Annotated in this window: 21 protein-coding genes and 1 pseudogene; 12 read left to right on the forward strand and 10 right to left on the reverse strand. The window is 71.5% G+C overall.

Features of this window, described 5'->3' with window-relative positions; translation table 11 throughout:
- Window positions 1–26: 26 nt before the first annotated feature.
- Complete coding sequence (locus M4D82_RS31230) at window positions 27–785, forward strand: helix-turn-helix transcriptional regulator (RefSeq protein ID WP_249770738.1); 759 nt, start codon at window positions 27–29, stop codon at window positions 783–785.
- 12 nt (window positions 786–797) lie between these two features.
- Here M4D82_RS31230 and M4D82_RS31235 read toward each other — a convergent pair whose 3' ends face one another.
- A complete protein-coding gene (locus tag M4D82_RS31235; RefSeq protein WP_249770740.1) occupies window positions 798–1,199 on the reverse strand; it encodes a cofilin family protein in 402 nt (133 codons plus the stop codon).
- Between the two features lie 141 nt (window positions 1,200–1,340).
- Between M4D82_RS31235 and M4D82_RS31240 the strand changes: the two genes are divergently transcribed.
- From M4D82_RS31240 to M4D82_RS31250, 3 genes are all read left to right on the forward strand, one after another.
- The gene (locus tag M4D82_RS31240) at window positions 1,341–1,589 is read left to right on the forward strand and encodes a hypothetical protein (RefSeq protein ID WP_249770742.1); all 249 of its coding nucleotides are present in this window, start codon (window positions 1,341–1,343) and stop codon (window positions 1,587–1,589) included.
- Window positions 1,546–1,965, forward strand: coding sequence for a toxin Doc (locus M4D82_RS31245; RefSeq protein ID WP_249770744.1), 420 nt, complete (start codon window positions 1,546–1,548; stop codon window positions 1,963–1,965). The genes M4D82_RS31240 and M4D82_RS31245 overlap by 44 nt, the downstream gene beginning before the upstream one ends.
- Before the next feature lie 160 nt (window positions 1,966–2,125).
- Window positions 2,126–2,326 carry a hypothetical protein gene (locus M4D82_RS31250; protein WP_249770746.1) on the forward strand — a complete coding sequence of 67 codons (201 nt, stop codon included), beginning with the start codon at window positions 2,126–2,128 and terminating at the stop codon, window positions 2,324–2,326.
- Between the two features lie 11 nt (window positions 2,327–2,337).
- Here the strand turns inward: M4D82_RS31250 and M4D82_RS31255 are convergent, their stop codons facing one another.
- Window positions 2,338–3,402: an alkene reductase gene (locus tag M4D82_RS31255; RefSeq protein WP_249770748.1), complete on the reverse strand. Its 1,065-nt coding sequence runs from the start codon at window positions 3,400–3,402 to the stop codon at window positions 2,338–2,340.
- 182 nt (window positions 3,403–3,584) lie between these two features.
- Between M4D82_RS31255 and M4D82_RS31260 the strand changes: the two genes are divergently transcribed.
- Window positions 3,585–4,121, forward strand: a complete 537-nt coding sequence (locus tag M4D82_RS31260) for a MarR family winged helix-turn-helix transcriptional regulator (protein WP_249770750.1) — start codon at window positions 3,585–3,587, stop codon at window positions 4,119–4,121.
- Between the two features lie 188 nt (window positions 4,122–4,309).
- The gene (locus M4D82_RS31265) at window positions 4,310–4,759 is read left to right on the forward strand and encodes a hypothetical protein (RefSeq protein WP_249770752.1); all 450 of its coding nucleotides are present in this window, start codon (window positions 4,310–4,312) and stop codon (window positions 4,757–4,759) included.
- A 63-nt stretch (window positions 4,760–4,822) separates the two neighbouring features.
- On the opposite strand, the gene M4D82_RS31270 is transcribed toward M4D82_RS31265, so the two are convergent.
- A complete protein-coding gene (locus tag M4D82_RS31270) occupies window positions 4,823–6,031 on the reverse strand; it encodes an erythromycin esterase family protein (protein ID WP_249770754.1) in 1,209 nt (402 codons plus the stop codon).
- A 58-nt stretch (window positions 6,032–6,089) separates the two neighbouring features.
- Here M4D82_RS31270 and M4D82_RS31275 point away from each other — a divergent pair, with 58 nt between their 5' ends.
- The 4 genes from M4D82_RS31275 to M4D82_RS31290 all read left to right on the forward strand — a co-directional run bounded on the left by M4D82_RS31275 (window position 6,090) and on the right by M4D82_RS31290 (window position 8,478).
- Entirely contained in the window at window positions 6,090–6,827 is a 738-nt protein-coding gene (locus M4D82_RS31275; protein ID WP_249770756.1) for a TioE family transcriptional regulator, read from the forward strand.
- A gap of 319 nt (window positions 6,828–7,146) precedes the next feature.
- Window positions 7,147–7,572: a subtilase-type protease inhibitor gene (locus M4D82_RS31280; protein ID WP_249770758.1), complete on the forward strand. Its 426-nt coding sequence runs from the start codon at window positions 7,147–7,149 to the stop codon at window positions 7,570–7,572.
- 140 nt (window positions 7,573–7,712) lie between these two features.
- Window positions 7,713–8,015, forward strand: a complete 303-nt coding sequence (locus tag M4D82_RS31285; RefSeq protein WP_249770760.1) for a hypothetical protein — start codon at window positions 7,713–7,715, stop codon at window positions 8,013–8,015.
- Between the two features lie 49 nt (window positions 8,016–8,064).
- The gene (locus tag M4D82_RS31290) at window positions 8,065–8,478 is read left to right on the forward strand and encodes a DUF3052 domain-containing protein (RefSeq protein ID WP_249770762.1); all 414 of its coding nucleotides are present in this window, start codon (window positions 8,065–8,067) and stop codon (window positions 8,476–8,478) included.
- On the opposite strand, the gene M4D82_RS31295 is transcribed toward M4D82_RS31290, so the two are convergent.
- The 6 genes from M4D82_RS31295 to M4D82_RS31320 form a co-directional block, all read right to left on the reverse strand.
- On the reverse strand, window positions 8,452–9,750 hold the full coding sequence (locus M4D82_RS31295; protein WP_249770764.1) for an AI-2E family transporter: 1,299 nt from the start codon (window positions 9,748–9,750) through the stop codon (window positions 8,452–8,454). The genes M4D82_RS31290 and M4D82_RS31295 overlap by 27 nt on opposite strands.
- A 70-nt stretch (window positions 9,751–9,820) precedes the next feature.
- Window positions 9,821–10,210, reverse strand: coding sequence for a hypothetical protein (locus M4D82_RS31300; RefSeq protein ID WP_249770766.1), 390 nt, complete (start codon window positions 10,208–10,210; stop codon window positions 9,821–9,823).
- Between the two features lie 102 nt (window positions 10,211–10,312).
- Window positions 10,313–12,673 (reverse strand): ADP-ribosyltransferase domain-containing protein, encoded by a 2,361-nt coding sequence (locus M4D82_RS31305; protein WP_249770768.1) that lies wholly within the window; start codon window positions 12,671–12,673, stop codon window positions 10,313–10,315.
- Between the two features lie 184 nt (window positions 12,674–12,857).
- Entirely contained in the window at window positions 12,858–13,316 is a 459-nt protein-coding gene (locus tag M4D82_RS31310; protein ID WP_502989034.1) for a C40 family peptidase, read from the reverse strand.
- A 255-nt stretch (window positions 13,317–13,571) separates the two neighbouring features.
- Window positions 13,572–14,480, reverse strand: coding sequence for an allantoinase PuuE (gene puuE / locus M4D82_RS31315; protein ID WP_249770772.1), 909 nt, complete (start codon window positions 14,478–14,480; stop codon window positions 13,572–13,574).
- A 180-nt stretch (window positions 14,481–14,660) separates the two neighbouring features.
- Window positions 14,661–15,545 (reverse strand): NAD-dependent protein deacetylase, encoded by an 885-nt coding sequence (locus tag M4D82_RS31320; protein WP_249770774.1) that lies wholly within the window; start codon window positions 15,543–15,545, stop codon window positions 14,661–14,663.
- A 194-nt stretch (window positions 15,546–15,739) separates the two neighbouring features.
- On the opposite strand from M4D82_RS31320, the gene M4D82_RS31325 reads away from it, so the two are divergent.
- Window positions 15,740–16,192 carry a hypothetical protein gene (locus M4D82_RS31325; protein WP_249770776.1) on the forward strand — a complete coding sequence of 151 codons (453 nt, stop codon included), beginning with the start codon at window positions 15,740–15,742 and terminating at the stop codon, window positions 16,190–16,192.
- A 21-nt stretch (window positions 16,193–16,213) separates the two neighbouring features.
- Window positions 16,214–16,736: pseudogene (locus tag M4D82_RS31330) on the forward strand (IS5 family transposase); the annotation flags it as partial.
- On the opposite strand, the gene M4D82_RS31335 reads toward M4D82_RS31330, so the two are convergent.
- On the reverse strand, window positions 16,733–17,227 hold the full coding sequence (locus tag M4D82_RS31335; RefSeq protein ID WP_249770778.1) for a hypothetical protein: 495 nt from the start codon (window positions 17,225–17,227) through the stop codon (window positions 16,733–16,735). The pseudogene M4D82_RS31330 and the gene M4D82_RS31335 sit on opposite strands and share 4 nt — an antisense overlap.
- Window positions 17,228–17,392 lie beyond the last annotated feature (165 nt).

Raw genomic sequence — 17,392 nt, forward strand, 5'->3', positions numbered from 1 at the left:
TCCGGGCACATGATCATCCTTGGGGGATGGCAGCGGAACCCAGCACGGCGGACATCCTGGACGCGGCCCTCCACGTCCGGGAGGCCGCCAGGAGCGCCACCGACGGCGAGACCGGCGTCGAGCCGGTCCTGACGGCGCTGTCGGAGGTGATGGAGTACGACCACGCCTCCCTGACCCGGTGGGATCCGCGGCGACGGTGCCACATCACCCTGGCCGGGAGCTACCCGGACGAGGCCACGGCCTACATCGAGACGCGCCTGCACCACGACCCGGTGTTCCCCGTGCTCCACACCCCGGCCCGGGGCGGCCTGTGGCTCAGGGACGTCCCCGGGCAACTCCTGGCGGCATCCCCCGGCTTCCGGGACGTGCTGGCTCCCCTCGGCATCGAGGACGGCGTGGCACAGTGCCTGTTCGACACCGACGGCCGCTACGTCGGCATGCTGAACGTCAGCACCCGCCGGCCACGGCGCACGCCCGACCCGGCGCGCGCCGTGGTCACCCTCCTCACCGAGGCCCTCACGGCGGCCGTCGCCCCCCGCGCCCCCGTCGCCCCCCGCGCCTGTCCTCCGGGCGCCGGACGGCCGGGCGGGCTCTCGCCACGCGAGCTCCAGGTACTGGGCGAACTGACCACCGGCCGCACCAACAAGGAGATCGCCCAGCGGCTGTACGTCACTCCGCGCACCGTGGGCACCCACATCGAGCACATCCTCGCCAAGCTCGACCTCCCCAACCGCGCGGCCGCCGCCGCCCGAGCCGCGGCCTGGGGCATCGAACCCACCCGCTGACCCGACCGGCGCTCAGCCGGCGAGGGCCACGAGCCGTCGGTATTCGAGGTGGTCCGCCCGTCGGGCCGTGACGTGGACCCGCACGTCCGTGAGGAAGTCCTTCAGGATGGTGTAGCCGACCGTGTAGGTCTCTTCCTGATCGCCGGCGGCGGGCGGGACCCAGAGGATCAGGAGCCGCTCGTTGCGGCGGGCCCCATCCGGGTTGGCGAAGGCCAGTTCGTGGACGACGAGCCGGGGCTCGTCGGCGGGCAGGGCCTGGATCAGCTCGTCATGGGTCAGATTGGCCTCGACCTCAAGGACCAGGACACCCGAGGGGGAGGGGAACCGGAAGATGACGGTGTTGATCTCCCGCATCTCCTTCAGGCGGTGGAGGGCGCCGAGACCGCTTTCCGAAAGGCCGGTGGGGGTGTTCACGTAGATAGACCTCGCTTCGCACATGGCCGCAACTCGTGGTCAACGACGCGGTCCCGGCCGAAGGCACGGCGGGGGCCCGCGCACCCCGACTTCCCCCCGTTCCGCTGTCGGTGCTTTACGCGCTGCTGTACGGTCGACGGTATGTCGAAGACGGTGACGATCCGGGTCGATGAGCAGCTGCACACGCTGCTCAAGGAACGCGCGGAGGCGGAGGGCACCACGGTGACCGCGCTGATCACGCAGGCCGCGCACGACGCGGTCCGTGACCCGCGTCTGGAGGAGGCCGGTGAGGTCTTCCGGGCCTTCCTCGCCGATCAGGCGGAGGCGTTCGACAAGGCCTTCCCCGATGACGCCCCCTCGCATCTCGACGCGCCCGGCCGGGCCGCCTGAGCCCGTGGACCTGTACGTCGACATCCGCTGGCTCCTGGAGCGCCAGGCCGAGATCCTGCCCAAGCAGCCGTCCGTGCACGACTTCTCCGTGCTGGTCGCCGCCGTGGGCCGCCATCGCGTCAACACCCCGCAGCTCGGCGTCACCGTCGACAACGCCTGGCGCGCCGCGGCCCTCATGCACACCGTCATCCGCCTGCGTCCCCTCCCCGCCCGCAACGCCCTGTTCGGGGCCGCCTTGGTGGTGGCCTACATGCACGCGGCCGGCGAGGGCATCGACGCTCCCTACGGGGCGCTGGTCGACCTGGCCCGCGACATCGACTCGGGCCGCTCGGACGCCTACGACGCGGCGGACCGGATCCGCTCCTGGCGCGTCTGACGAGGTCGGCGTGGTCGGCGGGGTTACGAGGCCCCTGACGCGGGGTTGCGCAGCGCCGGCCGGGACCGGCGCGCGCCCCCGCCGGCGCTTGGGGCGGGCGCCGGGCGGGAATCCTACGTCCGGGCGGGGCCAGGGGACTCCGCCTGAATGGGGGAAAGCCATGTTCATGTTCCTGTGGGCGCCGTTCGCCCTGCTCGCCGTCGGATGCGCCTGGGTGGCGGTGCGCGGGGCCGGAGCGCTGAGCCCGGCGCCGGTGAGCTCGGGCAGCTGGTGGGTCGCCGAACCGCAGCACGCGGCGTGCAACGAGTGCGGTGGTACGCAGAACTGCCCGAGCGGCTGTGTCAGCCCCGGCGTCGACTGACGCGGTCGTGCTCAGAGCGTCGGGTAGTCCGTGTACCCGCGGGCGTCGCCCCCGAAGAAGGTGGACGGGTCCGGGGTGTTGTACGGGCCTTCGGTGCGCAGGCGCTCCGGCAGGTCGGGGTTGGCGAGGAAGAGGGCGCCGAAGGCGAGGACGTCGGCGACGCCGTCCTCGATCAGCGTGAGGGCCCGGTGGTCGGTGGGGCCCTCCGTCGCCGGGTTCAGCACGAGCGGTCCGGAGAACTGCTTGCGCAGGGCGAGGGTGGTGTCCCGGGCCTCGGGCCCGTGCTCCAGGACGTGGAGGTAGGCGAGGCCGAGGCCGTCGATCTCCTTGACCAGGGCCTCGTACGTCGGCCGCGGGTCGGGCTCGGAGATGTCGTTGTACCCGTTCCCGGGCGAGACGCGCAGCGCCGTGCGCTCAGCGCCGATCGCGGCGGCGACCGCCTTGACGGCCTCCACCGCGAAGCGGATCCGGTTCTCCACCGGGCCGCCCCACTCGTCGGTGCGCAGGTTCGACCCGGGCGCCAGGAACTGGTGGATCAGGTAGCCGTTGGCGCCGTGCAGCTCCACCCCGTCGAAACCGGCCTCCACGGCGTTGCGGGCGGCCTCGGCGTAGTCGGCGATGGTCTGGCGCACCTCGGGGCCGGTCAGCTCGTGGGGGGTCACGAAGTCCTTCATGCCGTCTGCGGTGAACAGCTGACCCCGGGCGGCCACCGCCGAGGGGGCCACGGGAAGGAGGCCGTCGGGCAGCAGCGTCGGGTGGCCGATGCGCCCGGAGTGCATCAGCTGGGCGAAGATCCGGCCGCCGGCAGCGTGCACGGAGTCGGTGACCTCGCGCCAGGCGGCGACCTGCTCGGCGCTGTGCAGGCCCGGGGTGAAGGGGTAGCCCTGTCCGACGACGGAGGGCTGGATCCCCTCGGAGATGATCAGACCGGCGGACGCGCGCTGCGTGTAGTACTCGGCGACGAGGCCGGTCGCGAGGCCGCCCGCCGCTGCGCGGCTGCGGGTCATCGGGGCCAGGGCGATGCGGTTGGGGAGGGTCGCGCCGGCGATGTGGACGGGCTCGAAAGCGGTGGTCATGGCTGCCTCACAGAGATAGTTGGTCGGCCAAGGGTTGCCGACGAGGAGCAGCGTACCGCATTACTTGGCCGGCCAAGTTAAAATGTGGGCGAGAGGTAGAATCCACCGCAGCCGCCGGACCGGGACCGCCGGACCGAGACCACCGGCCCGGCGCCGTCGGACCGACCAGGAGGAGTGCTTCCATGACCGTGGAACCCGTGCAGGAGCCACGCGCCACCGCGGCGTGCGCCGCAGCGCCCAGCGCCGTCCTGGACGGGCCGGTGAGTCATGCGATCAGCCGCGTCGCCCGCCTCCACCGCATAGCGGCGGGCCGGCTCCTGCGGGACCTGGGGCTGCACCCGGGGCAGGAGTTCCTGATGATGCACCTCTGGGACAGCGGCGCCGTGCGCCAGTCGGAGCTGATCAAGGCGGTGGGCCTCGACCCCTCCACGGTGACCAAGATGCTCCAGCGCCTGGAGCAGTCCGGCCACGTCCGCCGCTTCCCCGACCCCTCGGACCGGCGGGCCTCGCTGGTCGAGGCCACGGCCGCCAGCCGGGGGCTCCTGGCCGAGGTCTGCGCGGCGTGGGGTGAGCTGGAACGCCGGACCCTGGACGGCCTGGACACGGCCGAACGCACCGAACTGGCCCGCCTCCTCGGCAAGGTCGAGGCCGCCCTGTGCACGGAGGCCGCCCGAGCCGACGGCGCCGAGTGCGAGACCGCGTACCAGGAGCGGTGCTAGGGGGTGTCCGGCGGATCATGGCCGGGTCGGGCGCGAGCACCAGGTGGACCTGCTGACCGACCCGCTCCCTTCGGGCCTTTCTCGTTCGGGTGAATTGAGGACTCGGGCATGTGCGGGACGGGTAGTCCAGCCGCAGGTTCCCCGCACCACGCAAGGGGAGCGACGTCTTGGCCGCCCCTGGAGGGCTCATGTCCGTTTCATTCGTTTCATTTCGCACCCGCAAGCTCCTGACCACGTCAGTCGCCGCCCTACTCCTGTCCGCGGTCGGGGCCGGCGTCACCGCTCCCGCGAACGCCGCCACGCCGGTCACGCCGCGTGCGGTGCAGGAGGTTCGGGCGCCCGGATTCAACGCCGCCGGCATCTGGTACGTCTTCCAGACCAACGCCACCGTGCGGGTGAACCTGACGCAGGACGGCAACGGGCACCTCTACGGAAGCGTGTCGTCCGGGAACACCTCGGGAACCGTCCGGGATGGCTCCGTCGACGGGGAGAACATCTACTTCACCGTCGACTGGTCACACGGCCCCGTGGGCCGGTACACCGGAGTCCGCGGCCCGGACCGTCGGCTCTCCGGCACCACGGTCGACCTGAGGAACCCGTCCAGCCAGGCGACCTGGTTCACCGAGCGCACGTTCTGACGCAACGACAGGCAGAGCCCTGCGGCGCGGCGACCAGGCGCCGCAGGGCTCCGTCGCGGACACCTACCGGCTTCGCCGGACGACGTCCTTGACGAACACGATGCCGTCACTGCCCGCCAGACGAGCCGGGTCCACCGGGGCATAGCCGAACCAGGACGAGACACGCGGCGCGGGCAGCGCGTCACCGAGGGCCGTGGCCAGCCGAGCAGCGTCGATGACGCAGCGGTCCCCCAGGAGCGCGTACAGGATTCCCTCGACCGTGTCCGGCGGCGGTGTGTCCACCCCCTGGTGCCGGATCGTGCCGAGGGCCGTGGCCACGAAGGCGTACGCCCCACCGAGCCGGGCGCTCACCAGCGCACCCGCGCCCCACCACTCCAGCGGCTTGCCGCCCATCCGCATCGTGCTCTTCTCCCGCTGGAGATGGGAGTTGTGGGCGTGGACGAGTGCCGGGCCCCGAGCGGCGACGGCGAGGAGGTTCTCGGCCATCATCTGGTCCCGCACGCCCACCAGCCGGGTCAGGCGAGCCGGTGAGGTGTCGGCCATCCAGTGGTGGTAGCGCAGCAATCCGATCGCGGTGCGCCCGTACAGGCGTGCACGGTCCCAGTCGTCCCGCGAGGTCGCCGCGATCAGGTGCGGCGTCTGCTCGTCGAGCAGCGCTGCCAGATCATCGGCGAGCAGCCGCAGCTCCCCGGCCTCGGCCGACTGCCCCAGGGACCGGGCCGGGTCCCACATCGCGGCGGGATCGGTCCACCGGTCGTCGGCGCCGAGCAGCCGGTCGAGCGTGTCCGCGGTGCAGGGGAGCAGGTCCGCGTCCACCCGGGCCGCGAGATAGCCGTGGAGTGCGGTGAGGGCCTGTCGGGGGCTCGCGGCGCCGGTGATCTCCAGCGGGCCGTCGAATCCGGCGAAACGGAGCCGGTCGGCCGCGGGCCGGCCCTCGTTGTAGGCGCGCATCCAGCGCACGAGCTCGCGGTTGGCCGCGGACGCGCCCCACCCGTGGCTGATCCCGCGCACCATGACCTCGTCGAGGGTCCCCGTGCCCGAGGTGACGTACGCGTCCACGACCAGGCCCATCATGCAGTCGCTCTCGATGGCGATGGTCCGGTAGCCCTCTTCCTCGACGAGCTGCCGGAAGAGCTCATTGCGCAGGTCGAGCAGAGCGTCCTCGCCGTGGGTGGGCTCGCCCAGGGCGAGCAACCGCGGCCGGGCCGGGAGCAGCCCCATGATGGCGGCCGCCCCGAGGGCATGGGCCGTGTCCTTGATGTCGATGGCCATGCCTTCAACGCTATCGTTGAAGCTTCGGTTGAAACTTTCCCGCGATATCGGCAGGCTCATGGCCCGAAACCCTCAAACCGATGAACGGCTCCGGCCGGTCGATCTGGCGCGCGGCCACGGGCTGTCCACGCAGGCGATCCGGAACTACGAGGGGGCCGGCATCCTCCCGGCCGCCGGTCGAACCCCCCACGGCTACCGCACCTATACGCCGCTGCACGCGGGCGCCCTGCGCGCGTTCCTGGCCCTGGTGCCCGGCCACGGGCACCGGACGGCGACGGCGATCATGCGGGCCGTGAACGAGGGCGCGCTCGACGAGGCGCTCCGCCTCATCGACGCCGGCCACGCCGAGCTCCTCGACGACCGCCGGACCCTCCAGGCGGTCGAGAGCGCCCTCCGCGACCTGGAACCGACCACGGTGCCCGAGGCGGCGGCGTCCCAGTCCGGGGACACGTTCATCGGACCGCTGGCGGGCAAGCTCGGCATCCGGCCCGCGACGCTTCGCACGTGGGAGCGCGCCGGGCTGGTGAGCCCGCGCCGCGACCCGCTGACCGGGTACCGCGTCTACGACGCGGCCGACGTCCGGGATGTCCGGCTGGTCCACCAACTCAGACGGGGCGGCTACCTGTTGGAGCAGATCGCTCCGCTCATAGCTCAGGTGCGGGCGGCCGGCGGGCCGGCGCCGCTGGAGAGCGCGCTGCGCGACTGGCACGGTCGGCTGTCAGCTCGCGGCCGCGCGATGCTGACCGGAGCCGCCGAACTGGAGGCGTACCTCGGCGAGTGCGACCGCCGCGGCTGACGGCCGCGCGGCGGGAGCGCATCGATCCGGTCACCCTGGGCAGCCGATGGGTGAACGCCGAGCGGCCGTCACCTGGGCGGGAAGTGTGGGAACGTACGTCCCGCCTCGCAACGCACCGCGTTCCCCCGCGGCGTTGGCCTGCGGGCACCCGGCGGAAGACGGTCGAATACCGCCCAGATCGCCGGTATCCGAACTCCCTGTCCGTAAATCGACCGCCGATGTGCAGTGAACCTTCATGCCTGGCAGGCTCGACATCGGTTCAGGGCTGGATGCAAGATCCAGAGCCCAACTATCCTTCGAATCGAAAGTGAGTCGTATCATGCGTCACCGTTTAGCCACCGTCTCCGCCGCCGCTCTCCTCTGTCTCGCCGGTGCCACGGGCGCCGCGCAGGCCGAGCCCGCGAGCCTGTACGCCCCGTCCGCCATGGTCTTCACCATCACCGACGGGGACGACCCCGCCACGGGCACGGTCCTCCGGGCGACCGTCCTCAGCTGCGCCTACACCGCCACCGGCACGCACCCCGCCCCCAGGGCCGCCTGCGACGCCCTCAACGCCACCGACGGCGAGTTCAACCGCCTGCTGGCCGCCCCGAATCCGGACCGGGCGTGCCCGATGCACTACGACCCCGTGACCGTCACCGCGGACGGCGTGTGGCGCGGCAGCCATGTCGAGTGGAAGCACACGTTCTCCAACGCGTGCGCGATGTCCGCCACGCTGAACGGCAACCCCGTCTACGCGTTCTGACGCCGCCCCCGTTCCGCCTCCAACCCCGTGGAATCGCCACGCCGCCCGGTGTGTGAGCCGCCGGGGGCGTGCGGGGCGGTGTTTGCTGAGGACGCGGGACCCACCCGCGGGGCCGCCAGGCACGAGGAGGAACCGGAAGCATGAAGTTCGCACAGATCATCGACTTCGAGACCGAGCGCATCGACGAGGTACGCGATCTCCTGCGCGCGTACGAGGAGCGCGCCCGCTCGGAGGGCCGGACCGGCGCTCCCACCTCCCGCACCCTCCTGAAGGACCGGGCCAACCCCCACCGCTACCTCGCGGTGGTCGAGTTCGACTCCCACGAGGGCGCCATGGCCAACAGCAACGCCCCCGAAACCAACGAGCTGGCCCAGCGGCTCTCGGCGTTGATGACCAGGCCGACCGTCTACACCGACTGCGATGTTCAGGACCAGCAGAACTGAGGCGGATCCTTCCGTAGAGTCAGAGCGCTGGAGGACTGGAGGAGGTGTCATGGTGGCCGCTGCCGATGCGCGGGACCACGCCCGGAAGTTGGGCGTCACGCGGTCCATGGTGGTCCAGGAACTGGGCTGGGACGAGGACACCGATGACGACATCCGCGCCGCCGTCGAGGAAGCTATCGGCAGCGCCATGGTGGATGACGAGACCGACGCCGTCGTGGCAGCCGTTCTCCTGTGGTGGCGGGAGGGCGACGGCGATCTGGCCGACGAACTCGGGCTCATCGGGGAGCGACTCCCCGACGACGGCTTCGTCTGGGTCCTCAACCCGATGACGGGCAAGCCCGGCTTCGTCGACCACGGCGAGATCGCCGAAGCGGCGGAGGCGGCCGGTCTGACACGTACCCGTACCGTCGCCCTCGGCGCCTGGTCCGGCAGCCGTCTAGTGGGGCCCCGGACCTCCTCCTGAGTCCCCGGTCGGTGGGGCCGGCGGTTCTGCCGGCTCCACGTCCGGGCCCTCGTCCGCGTAGGCCCGGACATGACCGATCACCGTGTGGGCGACGGCGGCCAGCGGGACGGCGACGACCGCGCCGGCGATCCCCGCGATCAGTCCTCCGGCGGACACGGCCAGGATCACCGCCAGGGGGTGGACCCGCACCGCGCGCCCCAGGATGAACGGCTGTAGCACGTGGCCCTCGATCTGCTGGACGACGAGCACCACCATCAGGGCCATCAGCGCGGTGAACACCCCCTCGGTGACCAGAGCGACGATCACGGCGATCGCGCCGGACGCGATCGCGCCGATCAGGGGCACGAACGAGGCCAGGAAGATCACCACGCCGATGGGCACGGCGAGGGGGACTCCGAGGAAGTAGATGCCCACCCCGATGAACACCGCGTCGATCATGGCCACGATCATCGTCCCGCGCACGTAGGCGGTCAGCGTCCGCCAGGCCGGCGGGCCCGCGCCCGCGACGGCGGGTCGGGCCGCGGCCGGGACCAGCTGGAGCGTCCAGCGCCAGATGCGCGGGCCGTCGTACAACAGGAAGAGCGTGCAGAACATCGCGAGCAGCGCTCCGGTGATGACCTCCACGAGGACCGTCACGCCCCGCAGACCGGTCGAGGTGATCTCGCTGGTGCTGGTGCCGATCGCATCGCTCAGGCTGGAGGCGATGTCGTTGATCTGCTGCTCGGTCACGTGGAGCGGGCTGTTGACGAGCCACCGTTTCAGCTCCTCCACACCCTCCTGGAGGCGGCCCGACAGGCTGTCGAGGTTTTCGAGCACCTGCCACACGACGAACCATCCGACCAGGCCCAGCACGACGAACCCGCACAGCGCCGTGACCACCGTGGCCAGGGCCCGGGGCAGGCCCGTCCGGTGGAGCCGGGCGACCGTCGGCTGGAGCAGCGCGGTGATCAGCAGTGCGACGACGAAGGCCAAGACGACGAGCCGGACGCTGCCGATCACCCGCATCACGACCCACACGGCCGCGGCGAGGACCAGGAACCGCCAGCCCATCTCCGCGGCGACGCGCATCCCCCACGGCACGGCCAGGGCGGGATCGCCCTTCCGGACTCGGGGGGCCCGCTTCAGCCGGTCGGCCTCGGCCTGGGCCTCGGCCTGGGTATCGCCTTCGGCTTCGTACGCGGCGTCCCGACCGAGCCTCGCCCGCGCGCCTCCTGCGCCGAACGCGGCCAGGGCGCTCCGGGCACGGTCGAACCAGGCGTGGAACGCGGGCATCGCAAGCTCCTTCGCTCTTCCCTCGCCACGCGTCTGCCCCGCGATCGCGCGATCAGGCCGCGACGAGACCTCAGCCCCGAGAGTGTCGGCGGTGCGCGCGCCACCGCGCGAGGAGTTGCGCGGGGGTACGGGCCGGGGGAGTCGGCTCGGCGGGCCACCGCTCGCCCCCCGTGAGCGGGACGAGCGGCATGAGGTACCGCCGGCCCTCGCTTTCCACGAAGCAGAGGGGCTCGCCGCCCGCCACGTCGGGACGGCCGACGCGGATGGTGAGGGGCCGCCTGACGTCACCGTCGGCGATCTCGCCGTGCAACTCGGTGGCCGCGTGGCGCAGGGTCCGGGCGGAGCCGACCACCTTGCCGTCGACCAGCACCTCGGTCCGTCCGGGCACCGGGGCCCAGACCACCGTGATCGAGTGCCCGTCCTGGTCGAGGTGGAAACGCCGGTGCACGTGATCCTTCACGGCAGCCTCCTCGATCTCCTCGATCTCCTCGATGCGTGCCGCCCCACCAGCGTAGCCGGCGCCCGGCCCCGCCCGCCGCCCTGACCGTCGTGGGATGGTGGGTCAGGACACGAGGGGAGTGGCCTTCACCTCGGTCAGCTTGACCGTGCACAGGCCGCCGCGCTCGCTCTTCACGTCCGTCACCTTGAGCTGGGTGCCCGGCGCGAGGATGTACTCCTCCTCCCCGGTGAACGCGGAGAAGTTCCGGATGCCCACCGCCTGGGCGGGAGTCACCTCGAAGAGCGTCCGCTTGCCGCGGCTGCCCAGGAACGACCGGGCCACGTTCCGCTCGGAGGTGCACGAGGAGACGCCCCACCAGGTCACCGTCCGACCCACCGGGTACTGCGCCCGCATGTCCAGCGACACGCCGCGCCACAGCGGCCGGGTGTGCGCGGGCAGCCCCGAGACCGCTGAGAACAGCAGTCGCAGGTAGGGCAGGTAGGGCGTGACCTTCGTGCGGTCCGGGGAACGCAGGACGGCGTTGATCTCGCGGTAGAACGCCGACTCGCAGGTGTAGAGGTAGAGCGCCGCGATCGCGTCGGCGGACAGGCCGCCGGCCGTCTCGTCCGCCCGCCGCTTGCCGAAGTCGCGGGACCGGACGATGTGCCCGCCGAGCCCGCTCAGCGTCTCGGCGACGGGCGCGACGGCGTCCTGGAAGTCCATCAGCGGGGTGTCGAACACACCGGTGATCGCGGGGAGGACCAGGCCCTCGTCCTTGACGCTGGTGAGTCGCTCCAGGTACAGCTGGTGCAGGTTCATGGTCGACTCGATGAAGGCGCCCATGCGCGCCGCGACGCCGCCGTCCGCACCACCGCCGCCGGCCGCGCCCTCGTTCCAGCCCTTGCTCGGCAGCCAGTCGATGCCGTCGGCACCCAGCGAGGTGAGGGCCTCGTTGACCATGGCGAAGTGGTCGCCCTCGCAGAAGATGTCGCCCTGCGCCGCCGGGTTCGCGTGGTCGATGTGGCGGACCTCGACGTCGGGGTACTTCTTCTGGAGCCGCAGGACGACCCGCTTCAGGCTGCGGGCGTGCGCCCCCCACCAGGCGAACACGACCCCGCGGTCGTCCTCGTCGGCGTCCTGCTTGGCCTTGAGGATCTCCTCGACGATCCGCTCGGCGACGGGCCGCCAGAACGTCGTGTGCTGGTCGGCCCCCATCGCCCCGTCGCCACTGGCGGTGAGCGAGGCGTTCAGCAGCAGCACGCCCTGCGTCAGCATCGCCTGGAACCACTCCGGCGGCTGGACCGTCTCCCGCTCCTTCAACAGCGCGCGCACGTCGGCGATGGGCGTCTTCTTCGCGATGCCGTACTTCCACATCGCCGCCGCCTTGATGATGCAGCGGATGCTGACGACCCTGCCGAACTGGCTGTCCTTCCAGTCGTTGAAGGTGTTGTCGAACATGGCTATGCCCGTCGCGCTCTCCGGGCGCGGGTACGGGTTCTGGCCGAAGACGACGACCTTCCACTTGTGCGGCGGATGCGGCTTGAGTGCCTGGAAGGTCAGTTCACGGACCGGCACGACCTCCGGGCTGCGGCCCTTCCCGATGAACCGGGCGGCGTCCGGCTGCGCCTCGATGACGGGCTTCAGGAGCGGAAGCCAGGGTTCGCCGCCGCCGTTGAAGAGTTCGGCGAGAGCCAGGGGGTCGTTCGCGTCGGTCACAGGAGAGGGGCTTTCTGTCGTGCCGGTCGAGGAAGGGACGTGGCCGGCGGGCTGGTCGGTGGACTGGTCGGCCGGCTGGACAGGGGCTGCGGTCGCGGTCGCGGCCACGGCCTTCGGCGGCACGATGCGGACCCGCTCCTCGACCGGGCGCTTCTCGATGCCGCCCCACTGCGTGACGATCGTGGCGCGCAACTCGTCGTCGTCCTCGAACCAGTGGTCGTGGAAGAGCGTGTAGCCGGTCCACATCAGGTTGGCGCACACCCGCGCCGGCACCTGGCCGGTCTGCGCGCCCATCCCGACCAGCGCCACCGAGCGGATGCTGCCCGGTACCTTCCGGTTCTGCCGGTGGACGGCCTGGAACGCGGCGGCGCACGCCAGGGCCACGTTCAGCGTGGCACTCACGTTCTGCGAGGACCGCACCATCGTCGGCGTCGATATCAGGTACCGGGGGACGGTCGCCCCCGACGGGACGCAGACCGCGCTGCCCACCGGGAGCGCACCGGCGAAACGGTCGCGGATGGCCCGCCGCACGCGCAGTTGGATGCCGGAACCGAGGTGCCGCTTGATGACGGCGTCGACCCCGCCGTCCATCCGGCCAAGGGAGTTGGTCGGGCTGACCCAGGCGTCGACGTCCTCGTCGAGGATCGAACCCTTGCGGATCTCGATGCCTGGGGTGTCCGCGAACGCAGCCCGCCACGCCTCCACCACGCGCTCGTTGACGTCTGTCAGCACCACCCTCAGCGCGGGCTGAACACTGCTCTCGGACATCGTGCACTCCTTGTCGGGAAACCGCCCTTGCAACACCTCCGAACGTAGTCGCCACCACTGACAACGCGCTGCTGACGAGGGGCTGGGGGACGCCGATCCGAGCAACTTCCCTGCGGCGCCGTCGTGTTCGTCCGCCCCGGGCGTATCCGGGGCACAACCACGCGTGGCTTCCGTACGGGGTCGCTCAGTTGGCCCGGGTGTAGCGGACCGCGCCGGTCCAGATGCGTTCGAGCCTGACGCGGGTGCCGGGTTTGGGGGCGTGCCAGATCTTGTTGTGGCCCGCGTAGATGCCGACGTGGCTTATGGTCCCCCCGGTGGGGAAGAAGACCAGGTCACCGGGTGCGCGTTGAGTGCGCGGGATGCGCCGGGTGTCCTCGTACTGCGCATCGGCGGTACGGGGAAGGACGCGGCCGGCCTTGCGGAAGGCGTAGAGGGTGAGGCCCGAACAGTCGAATGCCTTGGGTCCGGTGGCGCCGTAGACGTAGGGGGCGCCCTTCTTGGAGGCGGCGATGGCGACGGCCTTTATGCCGTACGAGGAGGCGGCCTCGGCGGGAGTGGCCGGCGCGAACAGGGCGGCCACGGAGACTGCGAGGAACAGGGCCGGAGAGCGATGGCTCTCCCACCGTTTCTTCGATTTCGGCAATCGTGATACCTCCGCATTCAGATTCAGGAACAAGACCGTGATGGCGACTGTTCTGTTCTCGGTGACTGCGTATCGGATCCCGACGAGCGCCCATTTTTGCCCGAAGTGTCCGTGCTTGGGGGTGTCGGACACGGCGTGAAATGTCTCGGTTGGGCAAAACAACCGGGGATGATATGCCTAATGGACTCATCGATGAACCGGCGAGTAACCGACTCGCGTACTCCTCGGCCGGCCAACTCCCGGGCCGGCGTGGCGTCAGCTCCGCGGTGGGTGCGTGGCGAGCCAATGGCGGGCGATCTGCTCGCGGGTGGCCACCCAGGCGCCGCCGAGTTGGGCGACGTGCTTCAGGAATCCGTCGAGCGCGCGGATGCGGCCGGGCCGCCCGATGATCCGGCAGTGCAGGCCGACGCTCATCATGCGCGGCCGGTCGGCGCCCTCGGCGTGGAGGGTGTCGAACGTGTCGATGAGATACGCGAGCATGTCGTCGGCCGTCGTGAAGCCGTGGACGAGCAGGAACTTGAAATCGTTGGTGTCGAGGCCGTACGGCAGCACGAGGTGCGGACGGCCCGCCGCCTCCACGTAGAACGGAAGGTCGTCCGAGTAGTCGTCGGAGTCGTAGAGGAAGCCGCCCTCCTCGACGACCAGTCGCCGTGTGTGGGGGCTGGTCCGGCCGGTGTACCAACCGACGGGCCGGCGGCCGACGAGCCGCTCGATCGTCGCGATCGAGTGCCTGATGTCGTCGCGTTCGGTGTCCTCGGGCACGTGGCGGTAGTCGATCCAGCGCCGGCTGTGACTGGCGACCTCCCAGCCGGCGGCGGCCATCGCGCGCGCCGCCTCCGGATTGCGTTCCAGCGCCTGCGCGACGGCGTACACGGTGAGGGGTGTGGCGTGCGCGGTGAGCGTGCGGTGGATGCGCCAGAAGCCGGCGCGCGAGCCGTAGGCGAACATCGACTCGACGTTCAGATCGCGTCCGCCGACCACGGGCGGTGCGCCGACGATCTCGTGGAGGAAGCCCTCCGAGGCGGGATCGCCCTCCAGGACGTTCCGCTCGCCGCCTTCCTCGTAGTTGAGGACGATGCTGACGGCGACGCGGGCGCCGCCGGGCCAGGCGGCGTGCGGCGGCTCGGCGCCGTAGCCGACGAGGTCGCGCTGATGCTCGGACACGGGCGGCACCCTACCGCCGATCGCCGCCCGCGCAGGTGCGGCGGCGCGAGGGTCAGGGCGTGGAGGTGGAGCACGCCGATCACGGCCCCGAGCAGAACTCCGCGCAGGCGGCGCGGCGTTGTGGCGCAGCGCGCCGAACCCGGGCTGCGGACAGCTCCGCCCAGTCGATGGCGAAGCCCGTTACGCCACCGCGATGCCCAGCCGCTCGGCCACGGTGGTGAGGGCCGCGCCCAAGGGCAACTCGACGCGCGCGGCGGCGTGCCGGTCGCCCCGGGTCGGGTCCCGGTTGACGATCAACACCGGTATCCCGGCCCGTTCCGCCTGACGGACGAAGCGCAGCCCGGACATCACGGTCAGGGACGATCCCAGGACGAGCAGACAGGCGGCCCTGTCGACCAGCGCGCGGCAGTGCTCGACCCGTCGCGGGGGAACCGATTCGCCGAAGAACACCACGTCCGGCTTGAGTACGCCGCCACACCGCGAGCACGGCGCCACGCGAAAGTCCGCGACCTGTTCGTCCGTGAGGTCGGCGTCACCGTCCGGGTTGAGACCGGCGGCCACGGGTTCGAAGCCGACGTTCAGCTCCTCCAGCCGCCGGGCGAGCTCGCGGCGCGGGACGGAGGCGGCGCAGGAGAGGCAGACGACCCGGTCCAGGCCTCCGTGGAGCTCCACCACGGCCTCGCTGCCGGCGGCCTGGTGCAGGCCGTCCACGTTCTGCGTGATCACACCCGCGAGCCTGCCGTGCCGCCCGAACGCCGCCACCGCCCGGTGCCCGGCGTTGGGCCGGGCGCGGCCGAACGTGCGCCAGCCGAGGTGACTGCGCGCCCAGTACCGGCGCCGGGCCTGAGGACTGGCGGTGAACTCCTGGTAGGTCATCGGGGTGTGCCGGCTGAGGCTGCCGCCCTCGCCCCGGTAGTCGGGGATGCCCGACTCCGTGGAGATGCCCGCGCCGCTGAGCACCAGGACGCCGCCGGTGCGCAGGGCATCGACCACCGGCTCCACATCCGTGGTGGCCGGCGGCAGGTCCTCGGCAGGGGTCCAGCTCAGGGTGGGACGCATGCGCATGCCGCCAGGGTACGGAACGGGTGCGACAAAGGCCCGGGGCCGCCGCGAGCGGCAGGGAGTGGTGGGTGGCGCCGGCGAGCACGGCCACCTCGGCCCCGGCGGCTGCCGGCCGGAGGCGGGCGGTACGCGTCGAAGGTGCGGCTTCGGGGGTGATGGGCGAAGCTGGGGGTTGCTATGCGAAGGAGCGTTCGCCCATGGACATCGCCGTCAGGACCCGGGCGGTCGCCGTCTGCGTGGTCACGGCCGCGCTGGTCGGTGTGACCGCCGCCGCCTCCACGGCCGGTACCGCGCCCGCCGTCGACCCGGACCCGGCAGTGGCCGTCGTCGACTGCGCCGGGAAACCGCAGGTCCGGCCCGAGGAATACATCCTGGCCTGCGGCGACGGCAACAATCAGCTGATCGGGCTGCACTGGACGTCCTGGGGTCGGCGGACCGCCACCGCCACCGGCACCGACATGGTCAACGACTGCAAGCCCTACTGCGCTGCCGGCCGCTTCCGCGCCTACCCGGTCAAGGTGACCCTCAGCCACCCCGAGAACGATCCCGCCCAGCCCGACCTGCGCCGCTTCACGCGCATCCGGCTCGTCTACTCCGAGACCGCGCCCCCGCCGGTCCGACACGACGTGACGTACAAGCTCGTCTGGTGATCGGATCCGGGCCGCTCGCAGACGCGCCAAGCCCTCGGCCGGTCCCGAGGCGGGCTGACCACCAAGGTCCACCTCGCCGTCGACGGCCGGGGCCTGCCCCTGTCCATCGTGCTCACACCCGGCAACGTCAACGACGCCACCGCGTTCGCCGACGTCCTCGACGGGATCCGTGTTCCGCGGGCCCACTCCGGCCGCCCGCGCACGACACCGATCCGAGTCCTGGGCGACAAGGCCTACTCCAGCCGGGCGATCCGGCACCTGCTGCGGCGTCGGGGCATCGCCGTCACGATCCCCGAGCGCCGCGACCAAGCGGCCAACCGCCGGCGCCGGGGGCGCCTCGGCGGCCGGCCGCCCGCCTTCGACAAGGAGGTCTACCGCGACCGCAACGTGGTCGAACGCTGCTTCGCACACCTCAAGCAGTTCCGTGCGATCGCGACCAGGTTCGACAAGCTCGCCAACCGCTACCGCGCCGGAATCGTCCTGGCCTCACTGATCCTCTGGCTCCGCGAACCAGCGAGGTGATCATTTGTCCGACACGCCTTAGCCCGTCGTGACCCGCGCTGTCGGATGGTCGCCCGCCAACACCGAGCGGATCCGTCGCGCCATCACGTCCGCCCACGCCTCCGCCGACGGGCTCGCGCCTTCCTTCGGCGTGTCGATCTGCGCTTCTATGCCGCCCACGCGCAGCACGACATGTGTGAACCGCTCGGCTGTGAAGCTCAGGCTCTCATCTCCGACTCCGGCGTCCTTCGGATTCCAGCAATTCAACAGCTTGCGGACGAGGCCCAGATTCCGTTTGGCCTGTTCCTCGTTGTTCAGGCTCAGACGGAAGTGCGCGCCGTCACCGCCACCCTCGTTGCCCACACTCAGAACCAGCTGGTACGGGCCGCTGGAGCGCTCGGCGGCCTCTTGGGGCAGGGCACCGCACGTCAGCAGCCCCCCATCGTCTATGGCCGGGGCGGCGTCCCGCCAGCCAACAGAGTCCTCCCCGGAGAGCCGCCAGCCTGCGGGTAGTTCCTCTGCCGTGGGCATCATCAGATCAAGCCGGCCACTTGGGGATGGCTGCGCGCTCGGCTTCGCAGTCGGCGCGCCCGCCGCCGCAGTCGGTTGCCGTGAGGGGCCCTGTGCCTCCCCGCTGGAACAGCTGGCCAGCCCGGCCGCCAAGCCGATTGCAACGGCCGTCCCCCACCACGCGCGTTT

The organism is Streptomyces sp. RerS4 (assembly GCF_023515955.1).
In the GTDB taxonomy this organism is placed as follows: Bacteria; Actinomycetota; Actinomycetes; order Streptomycetales; family Streptomycetaceae; genus Streptomyces.

Coding starts and splice junctions, on each gene's coding strand:
- M4D82_RS31295 (WP_249770764.1), bottom strand. CDS start 9,750: ATGCCCGCGTTCCACGCCTGGTTCGACCGTGCCCGGAGCGCCCTGGCC.
- M4D82_RS31250 (WP_249770746.1), top strand. CDS start 2,126: ATGTTCATGTTCCTGTGGGCGCCGTTCGCCCTGCTCGCCGTCGGATGC.
- M4D82_RS31290 (WP_249770762.1), top strand. CDS start 8,065: ATGGTGGCCGCTGCCGATGCGCGGGACCACGCCCGGAAGTTGGGCGTC.
- M4D82_RS31325 (WP_249770776.1), top strand. CDS start 15,740: ATGGACATCGCCGTCAGGACCCGGGCGGTCGCCGTCTGCGTGGTCACG.
- M4D82_RS31305 (WP_249770768.1), bottom strand. CDS start 12,673: ATGTCCGAGAGCAGTGTTCAGCCCGCGCTGAGGGTGGTGCTGACAGAC.
- M4D82_RS31255 (WP_249770748.1), bottom strand. CDS start 3,402: ATGACCACCGCTTTCGAGCCCGTCCACATCGCCGGCGCGACCCTCCCC.
- M4D82_RS31285 (WP_249770760.1), top strand. CDS start 7,713: ATGAAGTTCGCACAGATCATCGACTTCGAGACCGAGCGCATCGACGAG.
- M4D82_RS31320 (WP_249770774.1), bottom strand. CDS start 15,545: ATGCGCATGCGTCCCACCCTGAGCTGGACCCCTGCCGAGGACCTGCCG.
- M4D82_RS31245 (WP_249770744.1), top strand. CDS start 1,546: ATGACGCCCCCTCGCATCTCGACGCGCCCGGCCGGGCCGCCTGAGCCC.
- M4D82_RS31260 (WP_249770750.1), top strand. CDS start 3,585: ATGACCGTGGAACCCGTGCAGGAGCCACGCGCCACCGCGGCGTGCGCC.
- M4D82_RS31270 (WP_249770754.1), bottom strand. CDS start 6,031: ATGGCCATCGACATCAAGGACACGGCCCATGCCCTCGGGGCGGCCGCC.
- M4D82_RS31280 (WP_249770758.1), top strand. CDS start 7,147: ATGCGTCACCGTTTAGCCACCGTCTCCGCCGCCGCTCTCCTCTGTCTC.
- M4D82_RS31335 (WP_249770778.1), bottom strand. CDS start 17,227: ATGATGCCCACGGCAGAGGAACTACCCGCAGGCTGGCGGCTCTCCGGG.
- M4D82_RS31240 (WP_249770742.1), top strand. CDS start 1,341: ATGTCGAAGACGGTGACGATCCGGGTCGATGAGCAGCTGCACACGCTG.
- M4D82_RS31275 (WP_249770756.1), top strand. CDS start 6,090: ATGGCCCGAAACCCTCAAACCGATGAACGGCTCCGGCCGGTCGATCTG.
- M4D82_RS31265 (WP_249770752.1), top strand. CDS start 4,310: ATGTCCGTTTCATTCGTTTCATTTCGCACCCGCAAGCTCCTGACCACG.
- M4D82_RS31230 (WP_249770738.1), top strand. CDS start 27: ATGGCAGCGGAACCCAGCACGGCGGACATCCTGGACGCGGCCCTCCAC.